At 34.5% G+C, this 25,694-nt stretch carries 26 protein-coding genes; 5 read left to right on the forward strand and 21 right to left on the reverse strand.

Translation table 11 applies throughout. From position 1 onward, the window contains the following. Positions 1 to 135: 135 nt before the first annotated feature. From U6A24_RS05165 to U6A24_RS05175, 3 genes are all read right to left on the reverse strand, one after another. The gene (locus U6A24_RS05165) at positions 136 to 2,316 is read right to left on the reverse strand and encodes a fasciclin domain-containing protein (protein WP_324178874.1); all 2,181 of its coding nucleotides are present in this window, start codon (positions 2,314 to 2,316) and stop codon (positions 136 to 138) included. 101 nt (positions 2,317 to 2,417) lie between these two features. Next, a complete protein-coding gene (locus tag U6A24_RS05170) occupies positions 2,418 to 3,743 on the reverse strand; it encodes a fasciclin domain-containing protein (RefSeq protein ID WP_324178875.1) in 1,326 nt (441 codons plus the stop codon). Between the two features lie 166 nt (positions 3,744 to 3,909). After that, positions 3,910 to 4,569, reverse strand: coding sequence for a hypothetical protein (locus U6A24_RS05175; protein ID WP_324178876.1), 660 nt, complete (start codon positions 4,567 to 4,569; stop codon positions 3,910 to 3,912). 101 nt (positions 4,570 to 4,670) lie between these two features. Between U6A24_RS05175 and U6A24_RS05180 the strand changes: the two genes are divergently transcribed. The 3 genes from U6A24_RS05180 to U6A24_RS05190 are packed head-to-tail and all read left to right on the forward strand — an operon-like array spanning position 4,671 to position 8,663. Then, entirely contained in the window at positions 4,671 to 5,186 is a 516-nt protein-coding gene (locus U6A24_RS05180) for an RNA polymerase sigma factor (protein WP_324178877.1), read from the forward strand. A 55-nt stretch (positions 5,187 to 5,241) separates the two neighbouring features. Next, positions 5,242 to 6,147 carry a FecR family protein gene (locus tag U6A24_RS05185; protein ID WP_324178878.1) on the forward strand — a complete coding sequence of 302 codons (906 nt, stop codon included), beginning with the start codon at positions 5,242 to 5,244 and terminating at the stop codon, positions 6,145 to 6,147. Next, complete coding sequence (locus U6A24_RS05190; protein WP_324178879.1) at positions 6,144 to 8,663, forward strand: TonB-dependent receptor; 2,520 nt, start codon at positions 6,144 to 6,146, stop codon at positions 8,661 to 8,663. The genes U6A24_RS05185 and U6A24_RS05190 overlap by 4 nt, the downstream gene beginning before the upstream one ends. Here the strand turns inward: U6A24_RS05190 and U6A24_RS05195 are convergent. Both U6A24_RS05195 and argS read right to left on the reverse strand, forming a co-directional pair. Beyond that, positions 8,660 to 9,127, reverse strand: a complete 468-nt coding sequence (locus U6A24_RS05195) for a GNAT family N-acetyltransferase (protein WP_324178880.1) — start codon at positions 9,125 to 9,127, stop codon at positions 8,660 to 8,662. The two genes, U6A24_RS05190 and U6A24_RS05195, sit on opposite strands and share 4 nt — an antisense overlap. Before the next feature lie 146 nt (positions 9,128 to 9,273). Next, on the reverse strand, positions 9,274 to 11,052 hold the full coding sequence (argS, locus tag U6A24_RS05200; RefSeq protein ID WP_324178881.1) for an arginine--tRNA ligase: 1,779 nt from the start codon (positions 11,050 to 11,052) through the stop codon (positions 9,274 to 9,276). A 255-nt stretch (positions 11,053 to 11,307) separates the two neighbouring features. On the opposite strand from argS, the gene U6A24_RS05205 reads away from it, so the two are divergent. Further along, positions 11,308 to 12,735 (forward strand): SDR family oxidoreductase, encoded by a 1,428-nt coding sequence (locus tag U6A24_RS05205; protein ID WP_324178882.1) that lies wholly within the window; start codon positions 11,308 to 11,310, stop codon positions 12,733 to 12,735. 80 nt (positions 12,736 to 12,815) lie between these two features. Then, on the forward strand, positions 12,816 to 13,430 hold the full coding sequence (locus tag U6A24_RS05210) for a chromophore lyase CpcT/CpeT (RefSeq protein WP_324178883.1): 615 nt from the start codon (positions 12,816 to 12,818) through the stop codon (positions 13,428 to 13,430). Position 13,431: 1 nt separating this feature from the next. On the opposite strand, the gene U6A24_RS05215 is transcribed toward U6A24_RS05210, so the two are convergent. From U6A24_RS05215 to rpmD, 16 genes are all read right to left on the reverse strand, one after another. Continuing rightward, the gene (locus tag U6A24_RS05215) at positions 13,432 to 13,842 is read right to left on the reverse strand and encodes an RrF2 family transcriptional regulator (RefSeq protein ID WP_324178884.1); all 411 of its coding nucleotides are present in this window, start codon (positions 13,840 to 13,842) and stop codon (positions 13,432 to 13,434) included. A gap of 6 nt (positions 13,843 to 13,848) precedes the next feature. Further along, on the reverse strand, positions 13,849 to 14,775 hold the full coding sequence (gene ctlX, locus U6A24_RS05220; protein ID WP_324178885.1) for a citrulline utilization hydrolase CtlX: 927 nt from the start codon (positions 14,773 to 14,775) through the stop codon (positions 13,849 to 13,851). Between the two features lie 92 nt (positions 14,776 to 14,867). Next, a complete protein-coding gene (locus tag U6A24_RS05225) occupies positions 14,868 to 15,785 on the reverse strand; it encodes a dimethylarginine dimethylaminohydrolase family protein (protein ID WP_324178886.1) in 918 nt (305 codons plus the stop codon). Positions 15,786 to 15,996: 211 nt separating this feature from the next. Beyond that, positions 15,997 to 17,283: a citrate synthase gene (locus tag U6A24_RS05230; RefSeq protein ID WP_324178887.1), complete on the reverse strand. Its 1,287-nt coding sequence runs from the start codon at positions 17,281 to 17,283 to the stop codon at positions 15,997 to 15,999. Between the two features lie 176 nt (positions 17,284 to 17,459). Further along, positions 17,460 to 18,749 carry a phosphopyruvate hydratase gene (gene eno / locus U6A24_RS05235; protein ID WP_324178888.1) on the reverse strand — a complete coding sequence of 430 codons (1,290 nt, stop codon included), beginning with the start codon at positions 18,747 to 18,749 and terminating at the stop codon, positions 17,460 to 17,462. A 186-nt stretch (positions 18,750 to 18,935) separates the two neighbouring features. Next, positions 18,936 to 20,051: a glutamine-hydrolyzing carbamoyl-phosphate synthase small subunit gene (gene carA / locus U6A24_RS05240; protein WP_324179016.1), complete on the reverse strand. Its 1,116-nt coding sequence runs from the start codon at positions 20,049 to 20,051 to the stop codon at positions 18,936 to 18,938. A 130-nt stretch (positions 20,052 to 20,181) separates the two neighbouring features. Beyond that, complete coding sequence (gene rplQ, locus U6A24_RS05245; RefSeq protein ID WP_324178889.1) at positions 20,182 to 20,658, reverse strand: 50S ribosomal protein L17; 477 nt, start codon at positions 20,656 to 20,658, stop codon at positions 20,182 to 20,184. Positions 20,659 to 20,721: 63 nt separating this feature from the next. Further along, complete coding sequence (locus U6A24_RS05250) at positions 20,722 to 21,714, reverse strand: DNA-directed RNA polymerase subunit alpha (protein ID WP_210195883.1); 993 nt, start codon at positions 21,712 to 21,714, stop codon at positions 20,722 to 20,724. 24 nt (positions 21,715 to 21,738) lie between these two features. After that, entirely contained in the window at positions 21,739 to 22,344 is a 606-nt protein-coding gene (gene rpsD / locus U6A24_RS05255; protein ID WP_324178890.1) for a 30S ribosomal protein S4, read from the reverse strand. A gap of 133 nt (positions 22,345 to 22,477) precedes the next feature. Further along, positions 22,478 to 22,861, reverse strand: a complete 384-nt coding sequence (rpsK, locus tag U6A24_RS05260) for a 30S ribosomal protein S11 (protein WP_324178891.1) — start codon at positions 22,859 to 22,861, stop codon at positions 22,478 to 22,480. A gap of 8 nt (positions 22,862 to 22,869) precedes the next feature. Further along, complete coding sequence (rpsM, locus tag U6A24_RS05265) at positions 22,870 to 23,244, reverse strand: 30S ribosomal protein S13 (protein WP_324178892.1); 375 nt, start codon at positions 23,242 to 23,244, stop codon at positions 22,870 to 22,872. Between the two features lie 2 nt (positions 23,245 to 23,246). Continuing rightward, a complete protein-coding gene (gene ykgO / locus U6A24_RS05270) occupies positions 23,247 to 23,363 on the reverse strand; it encodes a type B 50S ribosomal protein L36 (protein WP_073316873.1) in 117 nt (38 codons plus the stop codon). A 121-nt stretch (positions 23,364 to 23,484) separates the two neighbouring features. Beyond that, positions 23,485 to 23,700, reverse strand: coding sequence for a translation initiation factor IF-1 (gene infA / locus U6A24_RS05275; RefSeq protein WP_010181908.1), 216 nt, complete (start codon positions 23,698 to 23,700; stop codon positions 23,485 to 23,487). Continuing rightward, positions 23,700 to 25,037 (reverse strand): preprotein translocase subunit SecY, encoded by a 1,338-nt coding sequence (secY, locus tag U6A24_RS05280; protein WP_324178893.1) that lies wholly within the window; start codon positions 25,035 to 25,037, stop codon positions 23,700 to 23,702. The genes infA and secY overlap by 1 nt, the downstream gene beginning before the upstream one ends. A gap of 10 nt (positions 25,038 to 25,047) precedes the next feature. After that, entirely contained in the window at positions 25,048 to 25,500 is a 453-nt protein-coding gene (gene rplO / locus U6A24_RS05285; protein WP_324178894.1) for a 50S ribosomal protein L15, read from the reverse strand. 9 nt (positions 25,501 to 25,509) lie between these two features. Beyond that, positions 25,510 to 25,689: a 50S ribosomal protein L30 gene (gene rpmD, locus U6A24_RS05290; RefSeq protein ID WP_103070990.1), complete on the reverse strand. Its 180-nt coding sequence runs from the start codon at positions 25,687 to 25,689 to the stop codon at positions 25,510 to 25,512. Positions 25,690 to 25,694 lie beyond the last annotated feature (5 nt).

Genomic DNA, 25,694 nt, shown 5'->3' on the forward strand with positions numbered 1-25,694 from the left:
AGAATGGTTTTACAAGAATTGCACAAGTTTTTTGGGATTAAAAAAAATCACCGATAAGAATCAATTTTTATTGTCCTTACCGGTGAAATTTTCAGGAATAATCTGAAGTTCACTAACTCAAATTCTTAACTATTTTTAGATAGAAGAAGGTATTAAAACTCCTTCGATCACGTGTACAATCCCGTTGGATGCTTCGATATCGGCCATTTTAACGACTATTTCTCCGTTCAAAATGACATCGCCATCGAATATTTCAATAGTTACTTCTTCACCTTGAAGCGTTGTAACGGTTTCTGCGGTTAATAAATCTTCTGCCGTAAATTTTCCAGAAGCAACATGATACAATAAAACTTCTATCAAAGCATCACCGCTTGGGATCGCGCTTAGTGCCTCAAATGCGGCATTAGTTGGTGCAAAAACAGTAAAGGGCCCGTCACCACTAAGCGCATCAACCAAATCGGCACTTTGAAGAGCACTAACCAAAGTGGATAATTCTGGTGTTGCAACAGCAATTTCTACAATAGATGGCAAATCTGCAGGCGGTAACAAAACCCCTTCAATAACATGAATAATTCCGTTTGAAGCTTCAATATCGGCAGTCATCACTTTTATAGAACTATTAAGGATGACATTTCCATCGCCATCAACCTCAATGGTCACCTCATCTCCTTGTAATGTTGTTACTGTTTCTCCTTGAAGAAGGTCTTCTGCTGTAAATTTACCTTCGGCAACATGATATAATAAAACTTCCGTTAAGGCATCACCCGATGGAATTGCATCAAGAGCATCAAAGGCAGCATTGGTTGGTGCGAAAACTGTGAAAGGTCCTTCGCCATTGAGTGCATCAACCAAATCTGCTGCCTGTAATGCTCCAACAAGGGTTGATAAGTCTGGGGTGTTTACAGCAATTTCTACAATAGATTGTAAGTCAGCTGGCGGTAACAAAACCCCTTCAATAACATGTATAATTCCGTTTGAAGCTTCAATATTGGCAGTCATCACTTTTATAGAACCATTAAGAATCACATTTCCATCACCATCAACCTCAATGGTCACCTCATCTCCTTGTAATGTTGTTACTGTTTCTCCTTGTATCAAGTCTTCAGCAGTAAATTTGCCTTCGGCTACATGATATAATAAAACTTCGGTTAAAGCATCACCCGATGGAATTGCATCCAGTGCTTCGAAAGCTGCATTTGTAGGAGCAAAGACAGTAAATGGTCCTTCTCCGCTAAGTGCATCAACCAAATCGGCACTTTGCAATGCACTAACCAGGGTCGACAATTCTGGGGTATCAACTGCGATTTCTACTATACTAGGAAGAGGTTGAAACGAAGGCGGGATTAAAACCGCGTCTATAACCTGGATAACTCCGTTTGACCCTCCTATATTAGCAGAAAGTAATTTCACCGTATCGTTGATAACTATTTCGTTATTTTCGTTAAGACTTATTTTTACGTTTTCTCCTTGTAATGTCGTGATCATTTCTTCTGCGAGAAGATCTTGAGTATTGAATCTACCACTTGCTACATGGTATAATAAGATTTCGGTTAAAACATCTAACGGTGGTATTTCGTCTAATGCTGCAAAAGCATCATCTGTTGGAGCAAATACTGTAAATGGTCCTTCACCCGACAGTGCGTCTACCAATTCTGCAGCTTGTAATGCTCCTACCAAAGAAGTAAATCTACCGTCTTCTACAATTAATTCTACAATTGTTTTATCTGGGAATGTAGTTTCTGTAAGCTCGGCTGTCCAGGTTCCTCTTCCCAAGCCTCCAGAGGTGAAGAATCTGAAACTCCCGTCTATATCTCCGTTATCCCTAACTCTTCCAATCCCAAAAATTAAATCTCTACCAGGTGGATTAATTATTAAATATACAACGCCATCACTCACAATCGCTCCACGTGCTCTAGCTTCGGTACCATCTGGTAATGTCAAATTACCCCTAACAATTGTAAAGCTTGCGTGGTACAGTGTAAAGTAAAGCTTGAGCTCTCCACCAATTTCTGTTCCTGCCCCTGCTCCACTGTTAACATTGGCAGAAAAATTATAAACTCTTTTTTCTCGACTTATATCAAAGCCGAAGAATTTATTTTCTGTAGAAGCTAATTTTCCTTCTTCGAAAGCCAATTCTCCATCAATTGTGCTTTGTGTCATCTTATCAATTTCATCAAAGCTAATAATTGGAGATTCTTCAAATTCGGTAAGTTCCGGTTCATTGTTCATCTCATCATCATCTTGACAAGACAGTACAAAATTCATTAGAAAAAGGCACAAGAAAGGTACCGTTAATCTTTTGATTAGCGTTTTCATTGTAATAAAGGTTTTAAAAATTAGTGTAAAGAAGAGAATCTGGACCGTCGCTTTAACGGGTAAAAAAACAGTCCAGATTTTTTATTTTGGAGCGATATATATTACATCATTGTTGGTGGAAGTAACACCTGGTCAATAGCATGAATAACTCCATTTATGGCTTGTACATCAACAACAATTATATTGCTTGCGGTATCATTTCCACCTCCTTGAACACTAGGAGCTGAAGCATTTATAGTAACATCACCATTTAATGTTTCAACGGTACCGTCTACCAAATCTGTAGAACGTACATTTTGACCACCTACAACATGATAATTCAAAATAGGTACTATGTCGTCTTCATTGTCGGGGACAGTAATTGCAGCAAAAGCAGTATTTGTAGGTGCAAATACTGTGAAAGGTGCCGGCGCTTCTCCTGTTGTACTTAAAATTTGTGCAAAATCTGTATTTGGCGTTAAATCGGTAAGGGCTGCTACCAAAGTACTAAAGTTATCTGCATCTGCTACTGCAAATGTAACTACTGTTGGTAAAGTAATTACGGCATTTACAATATGCATAACTCCATTACTTGCTACTACATCTGCGGTTTGCACGCTAGAAGTTCCATTAAAAGTAACTCCATCACTCGTATTAATGTAGATACTAAGATTATTATCAGTACCTCCATAGGTTGCAAGTGTGTTTCCATATCCAGTAGCTAAGCCAGAAGACAAGTTTTCTCCTGCAATCACGTGATTTAATAATGTGTTTTCTACCTCGTCGTCTGATAATCCACTTAAATCAACTCCGCCAAAAGCCGCATCGGTTGGTGCGAGCAATGTAAGTGTTGTATCTCCCGATAATGCGGCTGCAACATCTGCCGTAGCTACAATACCCAAAGAAGATAAATCTGGATCTGCAGTAACAAAATCAAGTAACGTAGGAACTGCGATTACTTTATCTACTGCATGTATCACTCCATTTGATTGATCTATATCGGCTGTAGTAACGGTTACATCACCATTAATAACAACTCCGCTAGATGTATTAATGTAGGTACTTACCCCGGATTCATTACTCACATATCCAGTAGATAATTGAGATGAAGTAACTTCTGATCCTATCACATGATTTAACAAAATAGGAGTTAAATCTTCTTTGGTAAGATCATCCAACGTTACTCCTAGATCGGTAAGAAATGCATCAAAAGCAGCATTATTAGGTGCAAAAACTGTAAAACTCCCTGTTGTTGAAGATAGTGTTTCAACTAATTCAGCTTTTTCTAAAGCAGCTAGAAGAGAGCTATAATTAGGATTATTAGCTACAAACTGTGCAATGGTTGTTGAATTTTCATCAAATGTAGTATCATCGTCGTCACTACAAGAAGAAACTATTACTACACTTAAAATGATTAGAAGTGTTTTAAAAAGGTTTTGAAATTTCATGGTGTTTAAATTTATTGTTTGATCATTAAACAACTTACTCCTAAAAACTCTAACCCCAAAATATGACTTTAGCATTATTTTAACTTTTTGTTTATCTATTCTAAAAAAAAGTTAAACAAAAAAGCCATCAAAAATATGATGGCTTTAGTATAAAAGGAATCTAATTTTAATTATCATTCTCTTCGCAAGTAAATGCAGTATCAAGAATAGTTTCCAACAAACCGCTATTATGTTGCGCATTTAATCTTTGTCCATTATGTGCAACAAGGTCAATAGGATAATTAATACTAACAAAAGAGTTATCTCCCAATGTAGACATGAATGTAAACATCTGGGAATCATGTCCTATATCAACTACCCTAAACCTATTAGATTGGGCATTAAAAATTGACAATCCAATTGGATAAACAAAATCAACACATTCGATATCATCATCTTCTTTACGACAACTTGCTACATAAGTATTTAATTCATTACCATCAATTACTGTTTTCTCACTATGATCAAATAGTGTAATTGTAATTGGGTATTGAATCTCGATCATATCATTCACCGAGAGATTTTGATAATCCCCAATGTTATCAACAATTATCTCTTCATCATTTACAATGATCATATAAGGAAAATTAATACTAAAACAGTTACCACCATCTATTACATCATCATAAGAACCGTCGTGAGTTACTACATTGCGCATTAGTTTTGCTAATTGCGAATCTTTAGGTATAGTATTATTGATAGTAGGATCAATAACTTCTCTTTCCTCCTCCTGACAGGACGAACATAATATCATTCCAATTATTAGTAAACATAAAATCTTCTTCATCTCTTAACAGTTTTCCTACATTTTTGTAAGTAAAACAATATACACGACAAAATTCCTACTCGTAACCTCTTTTTTTTTTAATTTTAACAAAAATACAAGGAATGTCTAAAGATTTATTTGAGAATGTCTGTGAAGAAAAGCTGTTTTCTGAGCTTTTTAAAAAGCATTCCAAAGACCTCCACGACTTTATATATTATAAGTATGGAGAGCATATTGATCCAAAAGATAAAGTACAAGAGGCATTCATAAAACTCTGGGATAATTGTAAAAAGACCCCCCTTCGAAAGGCAAAAAGCTTTCTTTTTACCGTTGCTAACAACTTAACTTTAAATGAGTTAAAACACAATAAGGTAAAGTTAAAATTTCAGCAAACCGATCACATAAACAAAACTAATGAAAGCCCTCATTTTGTTTTAGAGGAAAAAGAATACTTAATAAAGTATCAAAACGCCCTATCCAAACTTACTGAAGCGCAAAGAGTTGCATTTCTAATGAATCGGATAGAAGGAAAAAAACATCAAGAAATTGCAGGCTTACTTGGGATTTCTAGAAAGGCCGTAGAAAAAAGAATTTATGGTGCATTAGAAAAATTGAGAAAAGAAATTGATGGAATTTAAGATACAAGGGTAGGAGTTTTTAAGGAACAGTTGTTATATAAACAGAAATCTTGCTATGAAAAAGAAAGATCTCATACAAAAGTGGTTGGATCATGAACAACTCACTTCAACGGAATCAGAGGCGTTTAAAAATTTAGACGCCTATGATTCTTATGTGAAGATTTCTGAGACCGCTAAGAAATTTATATCGCCACAGTACAATGTTGAACAAAATTTACAAACGTTACAAGATAGGTTATCTGAGCGCCAAAAGATTACTAATTACAGGATAAATTTCACTTACCTAGCACGAATTGCCGCTGTACTTGTTTTGGCAATTGGAAGCTATTTTATGTTTTTTAATCAAGATATATCTACTGTGGACACCTTGGCCAGTGAAAAAACTTTGATCAATTTACCAGATCAGACTGAAGTTACGCTCAATGCGCTTTCATCTATAACGTACCAGGAAGAAGATTGGGATGATAATCGTAAAATCAAGCTTGAGGGAGAAGCATATTTTAAAGTTGCAAAAGGAAAAAAATTTGATGTTGTAACCTCATCTGGTATCATAAGCGTCCTGGGAACTCAATTTAACGTAAAACAAAGAGAAGGCTTTTTTGAAGTAGTGTGTTATGAAGGATTGGTTAGTGTTACTTATTTAGAAAATGCCACGCAGCTTTCAGCAGGTAATGTTTTTAGAGTGTTAGACAAAAAAATAGTCAAGACACAAACTTCTTTAACCAAACCAAACTGGACAGAAAATCGCAGTACCTTTTCTAGCACGCCATACAAATATGTTTTAAGAGAGTTTGAAAGACAATATAATATTATAATTATTTCAAAAAACTTAGATCAAGATAAACTTTTTACAGGTAATTTTGTACATTCAGATATTCAAACGGCATTACAATCTATTACAATACCGATGCTTTTGAAATATGAAATGAATGACAACAACATAACCCTGTATAAACAGTGATCAAAACCACAATCACAGTTTTTTTTACTTTTCTCTTTTTTATTGTTCAACAGACATTCGCACAATCTGAACAGGAACCACTTCCTCTTAAAATTATATTAACCCAGATTGAAGAAAAATTTGATTGTAGTTTCACATATATTGATGAAGATATTGAAGAAGTAAGACTATTAGGTCCTTCAGATGATTTAGACCTAAAGGGAACAATCAAACATTTACAAGACAACACATCTATTGATTTCACTATTTTAAATAATAAAAACATTGTATTAAGCGCCAGATTAAGAGAGATCGAAATCTGTGGAATTTTACAATCTCTAACCGAGGATAAGACATTATCAAATGCAACCATACGAGTAAAAAATAATACAACAATTAGTGACGAAACCGGGAAATTTGTTCTAACTGTAAGAGATATAGATGAATGGATCAAAATTAATTTCATCGGATATAAAGCTTTAAGACTTCCTATAAAAGATTTTATAGATCAGCCTTGCAAAACCATTCTTTTAACTCCAGAAGTCCAGTATTTAAACGAGGTTATCCTTAATGACTTTTTGGTAAAGGGGATCAACAAAAAGTCGGATGGTTCTATAATTATTGATTATAATGATTTTGGTATACTGCCAGGATTAATTGAACCCGACCTATTACAAACTATTCAGGCATTACCAGGAGTTTTGAGTGTTGAAGAAACCGTATCAGATATTAATGTGAGAGGAGGAACTAATGACCAAAACCTTATTCTTTGGGACGGAATAAAAATGTATCAATCGGGGCATTTTTTTGGGCTTATTTCAGCTTTTAACCCGTACCTCACAAAAAACGTGCAGCTCATAAAAAATGGGTCTAGCGCTGCCTATGGTGATGGTGTCTCAAGTGTAATTGCTATGAATACCGCCAATGAAATCAACAAAGAATTTGATGCCAGTATCGGTATAAACATGATTAGCCTAGATGGATACCTTGACGCCCCTTTGGGCAAGAAGTCTTCACTTCAGGTGTCATCGAGAAAATCAATTAGTGAAGTATTAGAGACCCCCACCTACAATCAATTTTTTGATAAAGCCTTTCAGGATTCTGAGGTTACCAATACAATAGAAGATGTATCCAATACCGATCAAGAATTTTCATTTTATGATACTAGCTTAAGATGGCTATACCAATTGACTCCAAAAGATTTACTCAAGGTAAATGCTATTCTTATGCGAAATGATTTGGTTTTTGAAGAAAATGCCTTAATTAATCAAGTAAATGTATCCAGAGAAAGTAGTGCTAAACAAAATAATTTTGCCGGAAGCATATCTTATCAAAGAAACTGGAATAGCTTCTTTAGAAGTGAAATCTTAATTTATGGGACTAATTACAATCTTGAAACAATCAATTCTGACATTATAAATGATCAGCGCTTGTTACAAGAAAATGAAGTTCTAGAAACTGGAGTAAAAGTAAATACGCTATTAAAACTAAATAACTTTTTTAATTTGAAATCGGGTTATCAGTTTAATGAAACTGGTATTTCTAATCTTAGAGATGTGAATAATCCAACATTTAGAGATTTTACCAAAGAAGTTATTCGAACAAATAGTATTTTTTCAGAAGCCGAATTTAAATCACAAAGTAACAATACTCATGTTAACTTAGGATTTCGTCTCAATCATTTTAATAAGTTTTACACTTACCTTTTTGAACCTCGTATAAGTATCAATCACCGATTTAATAATCATTTTACTATTGAAGCATTAGGTGAATTGAAGAGTCAGGTCACTTCTCAAATTATTGAATCTCAAAATGACTTTTTGGGTATAGAAAACAGGAAATGGGTCCTTTCCAATGAGAATGACATACCCATCATAGAGAGTCAGCAAATATCTTTTGGAATAAGTTATAATCACAATAATTGGTTGGTAAGCACAGATACTTATTATAAAAATGTAGATGGAATTATTACTCAAAGCCAGGGATTCCAAAATCAACTTGAATTTGAACGCGATCATGGAAGTTATACAATTAAAGGAATAGATTTTCTAATTAATAAGAGATTTAAGTCTTTTGGAGCGTGGTTAAGTTATTCTTATGCTGAAAACAATTATACTTTTAATAATTTAAGCGAAAGGGACTTCCCCAACAATATTGATATACGGCACAATCTCAATCTTGCTTTTTCGTATTCCAAAAATAACTTTAAATTTTCTACTGGAATTAATTGGCACAGCGGTAAACCCACCACAAGACCTATAGCAGGAAATGAAATATCCGACAATCTTACTATTAATTATTTACCTCCAAATTCTGACACGCTAGAAGATTATTTTAGATGGGACGCTTCAGCTACTTATGATTTTAAATTCGCTAATAAAACTAGTGGAATGGCAGGAATATCTTTATGGAATGTCTTGGGACAGAAAAATACGGTAAACAATTACTATCGCATAGATTCCAACATCACTACCGAAGAAGTAAAGCAATTAGGATTAGGGTTTACTCCTAATATTGTCTTCAGAATTAACTTTTAAAGTTTTTTAACCCCGCTGTAGTTAATTATTTCATTACCTCCGACTACTTTAACAGCATTCTTAACAATGTCGAATCCATTCTTTTCGAAAAAAACTTTGGTCGCCAAATGTATTTGTATGGTAAGTGTTTTAATACCTTCTTTTTTTGCTACTTCTTCAAGTGTAATATATAATTGACGGGCAATACCTTTACCATGATAATTCATGTGTACAAAGAAGTACTCTATGTTTCCATTAACATCCATAGAAAAAGACCCTACAATTTCTCCATTAAGCTTGGCATTGTAAATAAAGCCTTTTTTAAATTTCTTTTGCCAGTATATTTTATTTGTAGCTAAGCGAGAATAAATTTTTATTTCATCCTTGGTAAATAACAAGGCACCGTAAGTTGTTACTGTTTGATAAAACAAACGTTGCATAAGTGGCAAATCACTATCAGTTGCTCTCGTTATTTGATACTGCATATCGTGAAAATAAAAAAACAATTATTCAATAACAATTTGTATTGCCGATTTTCTAAGCTTTTTTCGGATAAAAAGAGTAAAACATCGTTATTCTTCAATTATTTGAACATGAAACATATCTATTTCTAGTCAAAAACTAAATTTTACTACATTCTTTCGGGAACATTAATCCCCAAAAGGCCAAAAGCAGATTTGATAGTATTTCCAACCATTCTAGAAAGTTGAACTCTAAATTGCTTCTCTTCTTGAGAATTTGCCCCAAAAATTGAAACGTTCTGAAAAAACGAATTATAGCCTTTTACCAGATCGTAGGTATAATTTGCAATAATTGCGGGGCTGAGGTCTTTAGCGGCACTTTGAATGATTTCAGGATACAGCTCTAGTTGTTTAATCAGTTCTTTTTCTTTTTCATGTAACTCAATATTGGTTATCGAAGTATTAATATCAAAATCGGCTTTTCGTAAAATAGCCTGTATTCTTGCATAGGTGTACTGAATGAAAGGTCCCGTATTCCCTTGAAAATCTACCGACTCCTCTGGATTAAATAATATTCTTTTTTTAGGATCTACTTTAAGAATATAATATTTCAATGCTCCTAAACCAATAGTATTATATACCTCTTTCTTCTCATCTTTTGTATAACCTTCCAGTTTACCAAGATCCTTAGATATCTCTTCTGCGGTTTTAGACATCTCCAAAATCAAATCATCGGCGTCCACAACAGTTCCTTCTCTACTCTTCATCTTACCGCTTGGCAAGTCTACCATTCCATAGCTTAAGTGATGTAAGTTTTTCGCCCAATCATAACCTAGTTTCTTTAAAATTAAAAACAAAACTTTAAAGTGATAATCTTGTTCATTACCCACGGTATAAATCATTCCACCTATATCTGGATTATCTTTTACACGTTGTATTGCTGTACCTATATCCTGGGTCATATAGACGGCTGTACCATCGCTTCGCAATACTAATTTTTCATCCAGGCCTTCATCTGTTAAATCGCACCAGACCGATCCATCGTCTTTTTTAAAGAATACCCCTTTGGATAATCCCTCTTCTATATTATCTTTTCCTAACAAGTAGGTATTACTCTCATAGTAATAGCTATCAAAATCGACTCCCAATGCATTATAGGTTTGATCAAATCCATCATATACCCAACTATTCATCTTTTTCCAAAGCTCAACAACTTTTTCGTCTCCTGCTTCCCACTTTCTAAGCATTTCTTGAGCTTCAATTAAAATTGGCGCTTCTTTTTTTGCTTCTTCTTCAGGTTTACCTTTTTGAATTAATTTTGATATTTGATCTTTATAGATCTGATCGAATTTTACGTAGTAATTTCCGACTAATTTATCCCCCTTTAGATTAGATGTCTCGGGAGTTTCGCCTTCGCCAAACTTTTGCCACGCTACCATGGATTTACAAATATGTATTCCGCGGTCATTAATAATCTGGGTTTTGTATACCTTTTTTCCGCTGGCTTTAATTATTTGAGCAACCGAATACCCCAACAGAATATTTCTTATATGCCCAAGATGTAAAGGCTTGTTTGTATTAGGTGAAGAATACTCGACCATAACAGCCTTTTTGTCTTTCAGAGAATTTGCAAAACCGAATTGTTCTTCATCCCTAATACTTGTAAAAAAATCAAGATAATACGAATCTGCAATCACAAGGTTAAGGAATCCTTTTACAACATTATACCCTTTTATTTCATCAACATTATCAACCAAATACTGTCCTATCGCTTCTCCAATTTGCATAGGGTTGCCTTTTACTACCCTAAGCATTGGAAACACTACAACTGTAATATCTCCTTCAAATTCTTTACGAGTAGATTGTAATTCAACAGATTCTAGAGTCGCTTGATACAGGTTCTGTACGGCTAATTTTGTCTTTTCGGAAATGGTTTTTTGTAAACTCATTTTTATAAATAAAAGGTCATTAAAATAAGATCCCGCTCATCAGCGGGATAAGTTCAAAATTTTCACTTAATTAAGCTGCAAAGATAATAGAAATTATAGAGTCGTACTATGCGTTTTGATATCATTTACCTATCTTTTAGTAAAAAGAAAGGTTGTTACCAATTCCTATAAAGATCTCGAGTTAATGAAAAGATAGACGATACTTTGACCAAGTGTTTTTATCAAAACCAATTTCTTTGTAACTTATAGAAAAAAATGCGAATTCTTCTCACTGGGACCAATGGATATATTGGTATGAGATTATTACCGTTACTATTGGATTCTGGACATCAAGTTATTTGTTGTGTAAGAGATAAAAACAGGCTTTCTATAGACGCAGAGATTAAGGAAAAAGTCTCAATTATAGAAATTGATTTCTTAAACCCACCAGATACATCCAAACTTCCAAAAAAAATAGATGCCGCCTATTATTTAATTCATTCTATGAGCTCCTCTACGCTAGATTTCGATAAAAAAGAGGAAATATCGGCTCAAAACTTTAACATATATGTACAAAATACAGAGATTAAGCAGGTAATCTATTTAAGTGGTATCGTTAACGAAAAAAATCTATCAAAACATTTATGGTCCAGAAAAAATGTAGAAGAGACTTTATATCAAGGCAATTATAACCTAACAGTATTGCGATCTGGAATCATTGTTGGTTCAGGTAGTTCTTCTTTCGAAATTATAAGAGATCTATGCGAAAAACTTCCTGTTATGATTACTCCAAAATGGGTAAATACCAAAACACAACCTATTGCAATTCGTGATGTTCTAAGTTATATGATTGGAGTTTTGGGAAACACTCATTGTTATAATGCGTCCTATGATATTAGTGGCCCAGATATTTTGACTTACAAGCAAATGCTTAGGTTATATGCCAAAGTAAGGGGTATTAAATCCTTTATTATTACTGTTCCAGTAATGACTCCAAAACTCTCATCATATTGGTTGTACTTTGTAACTTCTACATCATACAAACTCGCCCTTAATCTGGTGGACAGCATGAAAATCCCAGTAATTGCAAAGGATAATCGATTAGAAGAACTACTAAAAATAAAACCCATTTCATATGAACGGTCGTTAGAGCTTGCGTTTATCAAAATAGAACAAAATCAAGTAGTTTCTAGCTGGAAAGATTCTATGATAAGTGGTAGATTTAGAGTCAATATACAAAAGTATATTACTGTACCCAAAAGAGGTTGTCTTACGGATAAGAAAAAACTAAAAGTCGACAATCCCGAAAAAGTTATCGAACGTATCTGGGCCATTGGCGGAGATACTGGATGGTATTATGGAAACTGGATGTGGAGAATGAGGGGGTATTTGGACAAGTTCTTCGGAGGTGTGGGCTTACGAAGGGGGCGAACACACCCTGATAAAATATTCTCTGGTGATGCATTAGATTTTTGGCGTGTTTTGGTAGCTGACAAAAAAAACAAACGTTTATTGCTTTTTGCTGAAATGAAGGTACCCGGAGAAGCTTGGTTAGAATTTGATATTGATAAAAATGATGTTTTGCACCAAACAGCAACTTTTAGACCTAAAGGAATTTGGGGGCGATTATATTGGTATGCAATGGTACCCTTTCATTACTTCATTTTTGGCGGCATGATCCAAAAGATTGTATCTCAAAAATAATTTTACTAGGACAAAACGCTTAGTTTTATCGATAAATTACCATTTTCTGTGTTTTTTTTATATATTTAAAGAAAAACTGCATGAAGCGACTCTTACCTTTTTTTTTACTATCCATTTTCTTATTTGGTTGCAATTCTAAGAGCGCAAAAGATACAGAGTTAAACAACTTAGTAAATTTGGTATTAGGCGAATTTTCTAATGAAGAACAGGCAAAAAATGATGCAAGCTATGCACATCTAAACTTGGTTAATGCAAGAATCTGGAAAGACAAACCTGGTTATTGGGTATACTCTGAAGTTTCGGATGCAAAACAAGACTTATATATCTATAGTCAACGAATAGTTAATTATAAACGCCTGGATTCAACAAGTTTTATAAGTACAAGTTATATAATAGATGGTGCCAAAGATTTTGAATCAGGATGGAAAGACCCAAACATATTTGATGAACTTACTATGGACGATATTGAAATGAGAAGAGGTTGCGAGGTTTATTACAAGAAAAAAACCTCGACTATATTTTCGGGAAAAACAGATAAGGGGTCATGTATAAGTAGCATTAAGGGAATTGATTATATCACTAGCGCCTTTGTAGTAAGTAAAGATAAGATTTCAGTATGGACAAGGGGTTATGACCAAAAAGGGAAACAGGTATGGGGTAAAATCAAAGGTCCTTTTAAGTATAAAAAACAATAAACTAACCCGTAAAGTCGGCCAATGTCTTATTTTCTAAGACTTTTAATGTACTATCTCTTACCTCTATCATCAAACTGTGTACTGCGCAGCTATCTTCATCTGGACAATCATCACACTTTTCATAAAAGTTAAGGCTCACACACGGCAACATTGCAATAGGACCTTCTAATACTCGTATTACCGAAGCCATTACAATTTCTTTTGGCTCTCGGATCAGATAATATCCACCTCCTTTACCTTTTTTAGAACCTAAGAACCCATTTTTTCTTAAGGTTAATAATATGCTTTCAAGAAACTTTTGAGATATATTTTCACTCTTGGCAATCTCTGATATCTGAACTGGATGCTCACATTTCCTTCTAGCAATATAAGTTAGTGCCTTTAAACCATATTTTGTTTTCTTAGAAAGCATATCCTATTATTTACCGGGCAGAAAAACTTCTGCCATCATACATCTTGCGCTTCCCCCTCCCAAAGTTTCGATTGTGGTAAGATCACTATGAAGAATAGCACAATGTTTTTCAATCTTACTTATTTGATCCTTGGTTAAACTTTTGAATGCCGCAGACGACATCACAAGATAGCGCTTATCTCCCGAACCTGCAACTTGAAGCATATTACCTGCAAAATTATTCACTTGACTCTCTGTAATGGCTATAATTTCTTTACCATCATTTTTTAAATGACTTATTAAATTCTTTCTTTCTTTTTTATCATCTATACAATCAAGACAAACAATTGCAAAGGTTTCTCCTATTCCCATCATTACATTGGTATGATATATGGGTAACCTTTTCCCTTTAACGGTTTGATATGCAGTAAATACGACCGGTGTATATTCAAAATCTTCACAAAATTCTATGAGTAATTCTTCATCTGCCCTGGGAGAAAGTGCACAATATGCTTTTCTATTGGTTCTATCCAAAACCAAGCTTCCGGTTCCCTCGAGAAAAACTTCTTCATCTTCGGCATCAGTATAATCAACAACATTTTTGATCTCAAAACCAGCTTTTTCTACTGTATCCAAAACTTCAGGTCTTCGTTCTCTTCTTCTATTTACCGCAAACATAGGGTATAAACCTATATCCCCATTTTCATGAAAAGAAACCCAATTATTTGGAAAAATAGAGTCTGGCGTATCATTTTTAGGTTCATCATTTATGACAATGACATTCACCCCTGCACCCCGCAATGTTTCTACAAAATCATCAAATTCTTTTTGGGCTTTAGTATTTGCATCTAGTATACCTGTATTTTCCTGATAATAATTATTAACAGCAGTTTCTTCATTCATTCTAAACTGCACAGGGCGAATCATTACTATAGTATTTGTTACTTGTTTCATCTGTTTGTTTTGGTATTTACCATCTCACATTTGGAATTAGGTAATAATCATAAAAACTTTTATCTAGTCATTTCCTGACTTACTTCATTACTTTAATCACGTATTAATGGCATCGTAGAACAACGTAATAATCCTTCTTGTTTTGCTATTTCTGCATAAGGCACTTCTTCGACAGTAATATTTAGGCTGCGTAGCCAAGTATTTAATCTCGTAAAATTTCTTTCAGAAACAACTACATCTTCTGCAATAGAGAAAATATTTGAATTCATATGATACATTTCGCTCTTATCGATATGAAATAAGTTTTCTTTTCCGAAGAAATCTACCAAATACTCATAATCAAGTGGGTCCCTAAACCCTTCCTTATGAATAATGGCTTTATCTTTACCTACTGGTTGAAAACAGCAATCCAAATGCAAAGCATTATCTCTAGGATCTTTCATTGATTTGTTAAGATCAAATTCTTTTACCGTTTTATTCGGAAAAAGGGATTTAATGTATTCTACTCCTTTCATATTGGTACGAGCAACGATACAATCAGGGTAGTCTTTTCCTTTATAAGTGCCAATAAAAATATGATCGTTATGAATCATTATGTCTCCTCCTTCAAAGTGAATATCATCTGTAGGCGCCTTGTATACTTTACCAGGGTCGATTTCATTTATGACATGCTGTATAGCCACTATTTCTTTTTCACGATCTGGAAGTATATTAGATTTAATAAACTTATCTTCGATGACAAGAGCTATATCTCGAGCAAAGATTTGATTATAATCTTCAATGATTTTGGGTCGATAGACCTTCACATCATATTTTTCAAATACTTTTGCTACCGCTTCCATTTCGGCCACCATATCTGATTCTTTTGGATATGTACCCGCCTTAATATGTTCTATAGACTTTGGATCATAGGCATCTTCAATACTTGGAACTGGTCCATTACTAACCGCCGTTCCTAAAACAACTGCTCGAAGTCTTGAGGTTTCGTTTTGTATATTTAATTTCAACAAAATTAGTTTTTAAGTGTAAATTATACTGATTTGTTTGAGTAGTTACGCAAATATATAAATAGACAATATTACTGAAGTAACTTTCTTCAAAAAAGTAAGGGTAATATTATTAAAATGTAAAAAAAGAGATACTTTAAAGCATCTCTTATGTGGATTTAATAAAAAAGCGTTGAATTTCTTCAACGCTTATATAATTTTTATTTCTGATTGTTTAACGTTCAGAGATTGCTTTAAACTTGCGATAGTTTTCTCCGATATAAATCTGTCTAGGTCTTCCTATTGGTTCTTTACGAAGTCGCATTTCTCTCCATTGAGCAATCCATCCGGGCAATCTACCAAGTGCAAACATTACAGTAAACATTTCAGTAGGAATACCTAATGCTCTATAAATAATTCCAGAATAGAAATCTACATTTGGATATAATTTTCTTTGTACAAAATACTCATCCTTAAGAGCAACTTCTGCAAGACCTTTGGCTATATCAAGTACTGGATCTTCTATTCCAAGATCTCCCAATACTTCTTCTGCAGATTTCTTAATAATCTTTGCTCTAGGATCAAAGTTCTTATATACTCTATGACCAAATCCCATCAAACGGAAAGGATCATTTTTATCTTTTGCTTTTGCAATATATTTGGCAGTATCTCCTCCATCTGCCTTAATAGCTTCAAGCATTTCGATAACAGCTTGATTTGCTCCCCCATGAAGTGGTCCCCACAAAGCTGAGATCCCCGCAGAAAGTGAAGCAAATAACCCTGCATGAGAAGATCCAACTATTCGTACAGTAGAAGTAGAACAGTTTTGCTCATGATCTGCATGTAAGATTAATAATTTATCAAGGGCATCGTTTACAATTTTGTTTGCTTCATATGCTTGATTAGGTTTGGCAAACATCATTTTATGTAAGTTCTCTACATAACCAAGAGAATTATCTCCATAGTCTAAAGGAAGGCTTTTTCTCTTTCTCATAGTCCATGCAGCCAATACCGGGAACTTAGCCAAGATTTTGACAATTGCCCCATACATCTCCTCTTCGGAATCTACATCTACAGATCCTGGATTGAAAGCAATCAATGCACTAGTTAAAGAAGATAGGACCCCCATTGGATGAGCACTTTTTGGAAATCCATCCAAAATCTTCTTCATATCCTCATCTACCTGAGATTCTTCTTTAATATCTTTATCAAATTTTTCTAGCTGCTCTGCAGTAGGTAATTCTCCAAAAATCAACAAATAACAAACCTCTAGAAAATCTGCTTTTTCGGCAAGCTCTTCTATAGAATATCCACGGTATCTTAGGATTCCTTTTTCACCATCTAAAAAGGTGATAGCACTTTGACAACTTCCTGTATTTTTATACCCTGGATCTATTGTTGTAATTCCATCAGTAGCACCTCTAAGCGTTTTAATATCAATTCCTAATTCATTCTCTGTTCCCTCTATAATCGGGAACTCATATTTATTACCGTTGATTTCTAACGTAGCTTTTTTTGACATTTGATTATTTTAGAATTTTGCTGTTATTGTAAGGGTCGCTAAAATACGAAATATAGTGTTAATATGATATTAATCGTTATATGATTTTTAGCCTTACAACGAATTTTCAAAATTATTCGCAAAAAAAATAGGCTATCTTACCAGATAGCCTATTTTAATTCAATAAATTGATAGAATTATTTTACTTTGAAAGCTTTTTCTTTTGGATAATAAGCCACGCTTCCTAGTTCCTCTTCGATCCTTAATAATTGATTATATTTTGCCATTCTATCACTTCGTGAAGCTGATCCGGTTTTGATCTGACCTGTATTTAGGGCAACTGCCAAATCTGCGATTGTATTGTCTTCGGTTTCTCCTGAACGGTGCGACATAACTGAAGTATAACCTGCATTATGCGCCATATTAACAGCTGCAATAGTCTCGGTAAGCGTTCCTATTTGATTAACTTTAATTAGGATAGAATTTGCGATGCCATTCTCTATTCCTCTTGATAACCTTTCAACATTAGTAACAAATAAATCATCTCCTACCAATTGAACCTTATCTCCTATTTTTTCTGTAAGATATTTCCATCCTTCCCAATCATTTTCATCCATACCATCTTCGATAGAAACTATTGGATATTTTGAAGCCAATTCTGCCAGGTAATCAGCTTGTTCCTCACTCGTACGCACAACTCCTTTATCACCTTCAAACTTGGTATAATCATATTTACCATCAACATAAAATTCAGCAGAAGCACAATCTAAAGCAACTTTGACTTCGTCTCCAAATTTATAACCTGCATTTTCTACAGCCTTTGCAATTGAGTCTAAAGCATCTTCGGTTCCATCTAGTGTTGGAGCAAAACCGCCTTCATCTCCAACAGCAGTACTTAATCCTCTATCATGTAATACTTTTTTAAGATGATGAAAAATTTCAGTTCCCATTTGCATGGCATGAGTAAAGTTTTCTGCCTTAACTGGCATTACCATAAACTCCTGGAATGCAATTGGAGCATCACTATGAGATCCTCCATTAATGATATTCATCATAGGTACAGGAAGTGTATTTGCGCTTACCCCTCCCACATAACGATATAGTGGCATATTAAGTTCATTTGCTGCTGCTTTTGCAACTGCAAGTGAAACCCCTAAAATGGCATTAGCTCCTAATTTTGACTTATTCGGTGTTCCATCAAGATCGATCATGGTTTGATCTAATAAATTTTGATCGAATACAGAATACCCTAAAAGCTCTTCAGCAATTATTGTATTTACATTTTCAACAGCTTTCAACACACCTTTACCCATGTAGTCTTTACCACCATCTCTAAGCTCTACTGCTTCATGCTCTCCTGTAGAAGCTCCTGAAGGAACAGCTGCTCTTCCTAAGACACCATTTTCAGTGATTACATCTACTTCCACGGTTGGGTTACCACGTGAATCTAATATCTGCCTAGCGTGAATATTAATAATTACACTCATTTTTCTATTTATTTTGTTGGATAATTTTAATTCTTCGCAAGATAACAAAACAGGTAATTCTATTGCGTCCAAAAAAGCCTTAATTTATTACGAAAACCGCAATAACACTGTTAAGTTATCAACTATAACGTTATAGATTAGTACATTATAAAAATGTGCTAATCTTAAAATAATTAATCCTAAATTTTATGCTGTGATTTTTACTTTTTTAATATTTTCTATAAACTGATCAAACAGATACGTAGAATCATTGGGTCCTGGACTAGCTTCGGGATGGTACTGTACCGAAAAGCAGTTTTTATTCTTAATCCTAATTCCTGCTACCGTATGATCATTAAGGTGCAAATGTGTAATTTCTACATTATCGTGATTTTCAGTTTCTTCTTTATTTATTGCAAAACCGTGATTTTGAGAAGTAATTTCCCCTTTACCAGTAAGTAGATTTTTAACCGGGTGGTTTATCCCTCTATGACCATGATGCATTTTATAAGTGCTTATTCCATTGGCAAGTGCAATTACTTGATGTCCTAAGCAAATTCCAAATAATGGTAAATCTCTATCCAGAATTTCTTTTGCAGTATGTATAGCTTCCGTTAATGGTTCAGGATCTCCTGGTCCATTAGACAAAAAGTACCCATCGGGACCCCATTCACTCATTTCTGCGAAAGATGCATTATAAGGAAAGACTTTTATGTATGCATCTCTACTTGCTAGATTACGAAGTATATTCTTCTTTATCCCAATATCTAATGCCGAAATTTTATATGTGGCATTTGGATCTCCAAAGAAGTAAGGTTCTTTGGTAGATACTTTGGAAGCTAATTCCAAACCATTCATATTAGGAACAGCAGCCAATTGTTCTTTTAATTTATCTACATTATCTATTTCTGTTGATATTACAGCATTCATAGCTCCGTTATCACGGATATAACTCACCAATGCGCGAGTATCTACATCTGAAATAGCCAGCAGGTTATGTTTTTCCAAAAACTCCTGTAATGAACTATCCGCCAATTCACGCGAATATTCATAACTGAAATTTTTTACAATAAGGCCTGCAATTTTTATAGAGTCTGACTCCATTTCATCCCTATTGGTCCCATAGTTTCCTATGTGGGCATTGGTAGCTACCATTAACTGTCCGTAATACGATGGATCAGTAAAAATCTCTTGATAACCGGTCATTCCGGTATTAAAACATACTTCTCCAAAAGCACTCCCTTCTCTACCCACTGCTTTACCATGAAAAATTGTACCGTCTGCTAATAAAAGAATTGCTTTTTTTCGGGATTGGTATTTCATCATTTTTCTACTTTGTTTTTTGATAATACTATTTTACCAGGTGGAAAAAACTTTCCAAAATTATTCAAAAAAAAAGGATAAACGTCAAACGTTTATCCTTTTATTATTATGTGTTATTCACACTTTTCATTTATTCTTCTTCAGAATTTGTAGCTTCAGGAGCTGGTGCTGCCGGGGCAGTTTCCGTTTTCTTGCTTCTACTTCTACGTGTTGACTTCTTCTTAGCAGGTTTACCAGCATTGTACAGCTCGTTATAATCTACTAACTCAATCATTGCCATGTCAGCATTATCTCCAAGTCGATTTCCAAGTTTAATAATTCTTGTATATCCTCCTGGTCTATCACCTACTTTGGTAGCTACTTCCCTAAACAATTCAGTAACCGCATATTTATTACGTAATTTACTAAATACGATACGACGATTATGAGTAGTATCCTCTTTTGACTTGGTCACTAGAGGTTCTACAAATTGTTTAAGCGCTTTGGCTTTTGCAACCGTAGTGTTAATTCTTTTGTGTTCAATTAGGGAACAAGCCATGTTTGCAAGCATTGCCTTACGATGTGCTGTTTTTCTTCCTAAGTGATTTACTTTTTTTCCGTGTCTCATGACATTTAATTTTAATCATCATCTTGCTACAACCCATTCTGGGGAGCAAATTATGATGAGTTTTTAGTCTTTATCTAATTTGTATTTTGAAAGATCCATACCAAAGTTAAGTCCTTTAACATTTACTAGCTCTTCAAGCTCTGTTAAAGACTTCTTACCAAAGTTACGGAATTTCATTAAGTCATTTTTGTTATATGATACCAAGTCACCTAAAGTATCTACCTCTGCAGCTTTCAAACAGTTAAGCGCTCGTACAGAAAGATCCATATCGATCAACTTAGTTTTCAACAACTGTCTCATATGAAGTGATTCTTCATCATATGTCTCTGTTTGAGCAATCTCATCAGCTTCTAAAGTAATGCGCTCATCAGAGAATAACATGAAGTGGTGTATTAAAATCTTAGCCGCTTCAGTTAACGCATCTTTCGGATGAATAGATCCATCGGTAACAATTTCGAAAACCAATTTTTCATAATCTGTCTTCTGCTCTACACGATAATTCTCGATGCTATATTTAACATTTTTAATTGGAGTGTAAATAGAATCAGTAAAAATAGTTCCGATAGGAGCATTTGCTTTCTTATTTTCCTCAGCTGGAACATAACCTCTACCTTTTTCGATAGTAATCTCTAGGTTAAGTGCCACTTTTTTATCCATATTACAGATAACCAAATCAGGATTTAGTACTTGGAAACCAGAAATAAATTTCTGAAAATCACCAGCAACCAACTGCTCCTGACCTGAAATAGAAATAGTAACAGACTCATTATCTATATCTTCTATTTGACGCTTAAAACGTACTTGCTTAAGATTTAAGATAATCTCTGTAACATCCTCTACTACTCCAGAAATGGTTGAGAATTCGTGATCTACACCTTCTATTCTAAGAGAAGTTATAGCGAATCCCTCTAAAGAAGATAGCAAAACTCTTCGTAAAGCATTACCTACCGTTAATCCATACCCTGGTTCTAATGGTCTAAATTCAAATTTACCATCGAACTCAGTAGAGTCGATCATGATAACTTTATCGGGCTTCTGAAAATTTAATATTGCCATGTTATTGTTTCTTCTTTAGCGTTATTACTTAGAGTATAATTCGACGATGAATTGTTCATTAATGTTTTCCGGAATTTGAATTCTAGCCGGAACAGATACAAAAGTACCTTGCTTTGTATCATTATTAAAAGTAATCCATTCGTACACTTTGCTGTTATTAGCTAATGCATTTTGTATTACTTCTAATGATTTTGATTTTTCTCTTACTCCAACAACATCTCCTGCTTTTAATTGGTAAGAAGGGATATTTACCAAGTTCCCATTTACAGTTATATGTCTGTGAGAAACCAACTGTCTTGCCCCTCTACGAGAGTTTGCTAATCCCATTCTAAAGACAACGTTATCTAAACGAGATTCACATAATTGAAGTAGTACTTCACCTGTAATTCCTTGCGCACGTGTTGCTTTTTCGAACATATTACGGAACTGACGTTCAAGGACACCATAGGTATATTTTGCTTTTTGCTTTTCCATTAACTGGATAGCATATTCACTTTTTTTACCTCTACGTCTGTTATTTCCGTGTTGCCCTGGAGGGTAGTTTCTTCTTTCGAATGACTTATCGTCTCCGAAAATCGCTTCTCCGAATTTACGAGCGATTTTAGTTTTTGGACCAGTATATCTTGCCATTATTAATAATTTAGTTATTGGGGTGATTATGAATTAAGGTCTCTTTCCTTCGATAACCATTATTTCCCCATTTCGATTTACTTACTTGTGTTATAATATAAAGAGATCCCGAAACAAGTTTCGGGATAAAAATTTAAACTCTACGTCTTTTTGGAGGTCGACAACCATTATGCGGCATTGGTGTTACATCAATAATTTCTGTAACCTCTATTCCTGCATTATGAATTGAACGAATTGCTGATTCTCTTCCGTTTCCTGGACCTTTTACGTATACTTTAACCTTTTTTAGTCCTGCCTCTATAGCAACAGATGCAGCATCTTCAGCAGCTAATTGAGCAGCGTAAGGTGTATTTTTTTTAGATCCTCTAAATCCCATTTTACCAGCAGAAGACCAAGAAATTACGTCTCCTTTTTTATTGGTCAACGAAATAATAATATTGTTAAAAGAAGCTGTTACGTGAGCCTCTCCTACTGATTCAACTATTACTTTACGTTTTTTTGAAGTTGACTTTGCCATACTACTTATTATTTAGTTGCTTTTTTCTTGTTAGCAACTGTTTTTCTTCTTCCTTTACGTGTTCTAGAGTTGTTCTTAGTACGTTGTCCTCTTAGCGGTAAACCAGCTCTGTGACGAATACCTCTGTAACATCCTATATCCATAAGACGTTTGATATTTAACTGTACTTCAGATCTTAATTCTCCTTCTATGGTATAGGCACCTACAGCTTCACGGATACGTCCTATTTGATCGTCATCCCAATCAGAAACTTTAATATTTTCATCTACTTTGGCAGTCCCTAAAATTTCTTTAGCTCTACTTCTACCAATTCCGAAGATATAGGTTAATGCTATAACTCCTCGCTTTTGTTTAGGTATATCTACCCCTGCAATTCTTGCCATAATTACCCTTGTCTTTGTTTAAATCTAGGATTCTTTTTATTAATCACGTAAAGTCGGCCTTTTCTACGCACAATCTTGCACTCGGCACTTCTCTTTTTTAATGATGCTCTAACTTTCATCTCTTTTTATTTTATTACTGAAAAAACAAATTTGGTCTTTTCAGAAGTATCCATTAACAAGATTTTTTCAGCGTGCAAAATTACGGAAAAAATCTTAATAACCTAACATTCTTAAATTTAATTAGTATCTATATGTTATACGAGCCTTTGATAAATCATAAGGACTCATTTCTAACTTCACTTTATCACCTGGTAATAATTTGATATAATGCATACGCATTTTACCAGAGATATGAGCAGTCACAACGTGACCATTTTCAAGCTCTACACGAAACATTGCATTAGACAATGCTTCGATAATACTTCCATCCTGTTCTATTGCCGGTTGTTTTGCCATTATGCTACTGCTTTTCGGTTTTTACCAGATTTCATTAAACCATCATAGTGTCTATTCAACAAATATGAATTTACCTGTTGCATTGTGTCTATAGCAACACCCACCATAATTAGTAAAGATGTTCCTCCAAAAAACAATGCCCAACCCTGTTGTACATTAAGCAACTTCACAGCAATTGCAGGGAATACAGCAATCAATGCTAAAAATATTGAACCAGGTAATGTAATTTGAGACATGATTTTGTCTAAATATTCAGAAGTCTCACTTCCAGGTCTAATTCCTGGTATAAAACCACCACTACGTTTTAAATCATCCGCCATTTTATTGGTTGGAACCGTAATTGCCGTATAAAAGTATGTAAAAACAATAATTAATAAGGCAAACAACACATTATACCAAAATCCGAATATATCGCTAAATGCAGCTGCAACACCTTGAGAGGTTTCAGAATCTGATAGACCAGCTACTGCAGCAGGAACAAACATAATTGCTTGAGCAAAAATGATTGGCATTACTCCAGATGCGTTTAATTTTAGCGGAATGTATTGACGAGATCCAAAAACATTTTTCTCATATCCTCCACCAGCTGTTCTTCTGGCATATTGAACTGGTACCTGACGTACAGCCATTACCAATAGAACTGAAGCAAGAATAATAACAAACCAGATCACTAATTCTATAAGTACCATAATAATATCCCCACCTTCCCCAGAAGTTCTAGAAATAAAGTTCTGAACAAATGATTGAGGAAGTGTTGCAATGATACCCACCATTATCAATAACGAAATACCGTTACCAATACCCTTGTCTGTAATCTTCTCTCCTAACCACATAGCAAAAATACACCCAGTAGTAAGAATTATTACAGAAGACACAACAAAAACTGTCTGGTTAGGAATCACGAATGCTTCCCCAGGAAGTGTTGCAAACAAATTATAGATATACCCTGGTCCTTGAACCAAAGTGATCGCAATCGTTAACCATCTTGTGATTTGATTGATTTTTTTTCTTCCACTTTCTCCTTCTTTTTGTAGTTTCTGCAAGTAAGGTATTGCTATACCCATTAACTGAACTACAATAGAGGCCGAAATGTAAGGCATAATACCAAGTGCAAATACTGATGCGTTAGCAAATGCTCCTCCTGTAAATGCATTAAGCAAACCAAGCAAACCATCTTGTGTTTGAGTTCCTAAATTTGCTAATTCCGCTGCATCCACACCAGGAAGTACAACTTGTGCTCCAAAACGATATACTAAAAGTAATCCCAGAGTAACCAGAATCCTATTTTTTAGTTCTTCGATTTTCCAAATGTTCTTTATTGTATCAATAAATTTCATGAATTGTCAATTATAAGGTTACTGCTTCACCACCGGCTGCTTCTATAGCTGCTTTTGCTGTGGCTGTAAATTTGTGAGCTGAGACTTTAAGTTTTGCCTTCAATTCACCTCTTCCCAGTATCTTAACCAAATCATTTTTTCCAGCAAGACGAGTAGCCAAGATCACATCTAGATCAACAGTATCCTTGATTTTACCTTCATCTACTAATTTCTGTAGTGTATCCAGGTTAATTCCTTGATATTCTTTTCTATTAATGTTCTTGAAACCGAATTTAGGCACACGTCTTTGAAGTGGCATTTGCCCACCTTCAAAACCAATTTTTCTAGAATATCCAGAACGAGACTTTGCTCCTTTGTGCCCTCGTGTAGACGTTCCTCCTTTTCCGGAACCCTGTCCACGACCAACTCGCTTATTGTTATTTTTTACTGAACCTGCAGCAGGTTTTAAGTTACTTAAATCCATGTGCTTTTATTATTTTGTTTCAACAGAAACTAAATGTTTAACTTTATTTACCATCCCAAGGATATTAGGAGTATCTTCATGCTCCACAACCTGGCCGATCTTTTTAAGACCTAGAGCCTCTAAGGTTCTCTTTTGTCTTTGAGTGCGATTAATTGCACTTTTTACTTTAGTAATTTTAATCTTTGCCATCGTTC

Origin of the sequence: Aquimarina gracilis, from assembly GCF_035285365.1 — a bacterium.
In the GTDB taxonomy this organism is placed as follows: Bacteria; Bacteroidota; Bacteroidia; order Flavobacteriales; family Flavobacteriaceae; genus Aquimarina; species Aquimarina gracilis.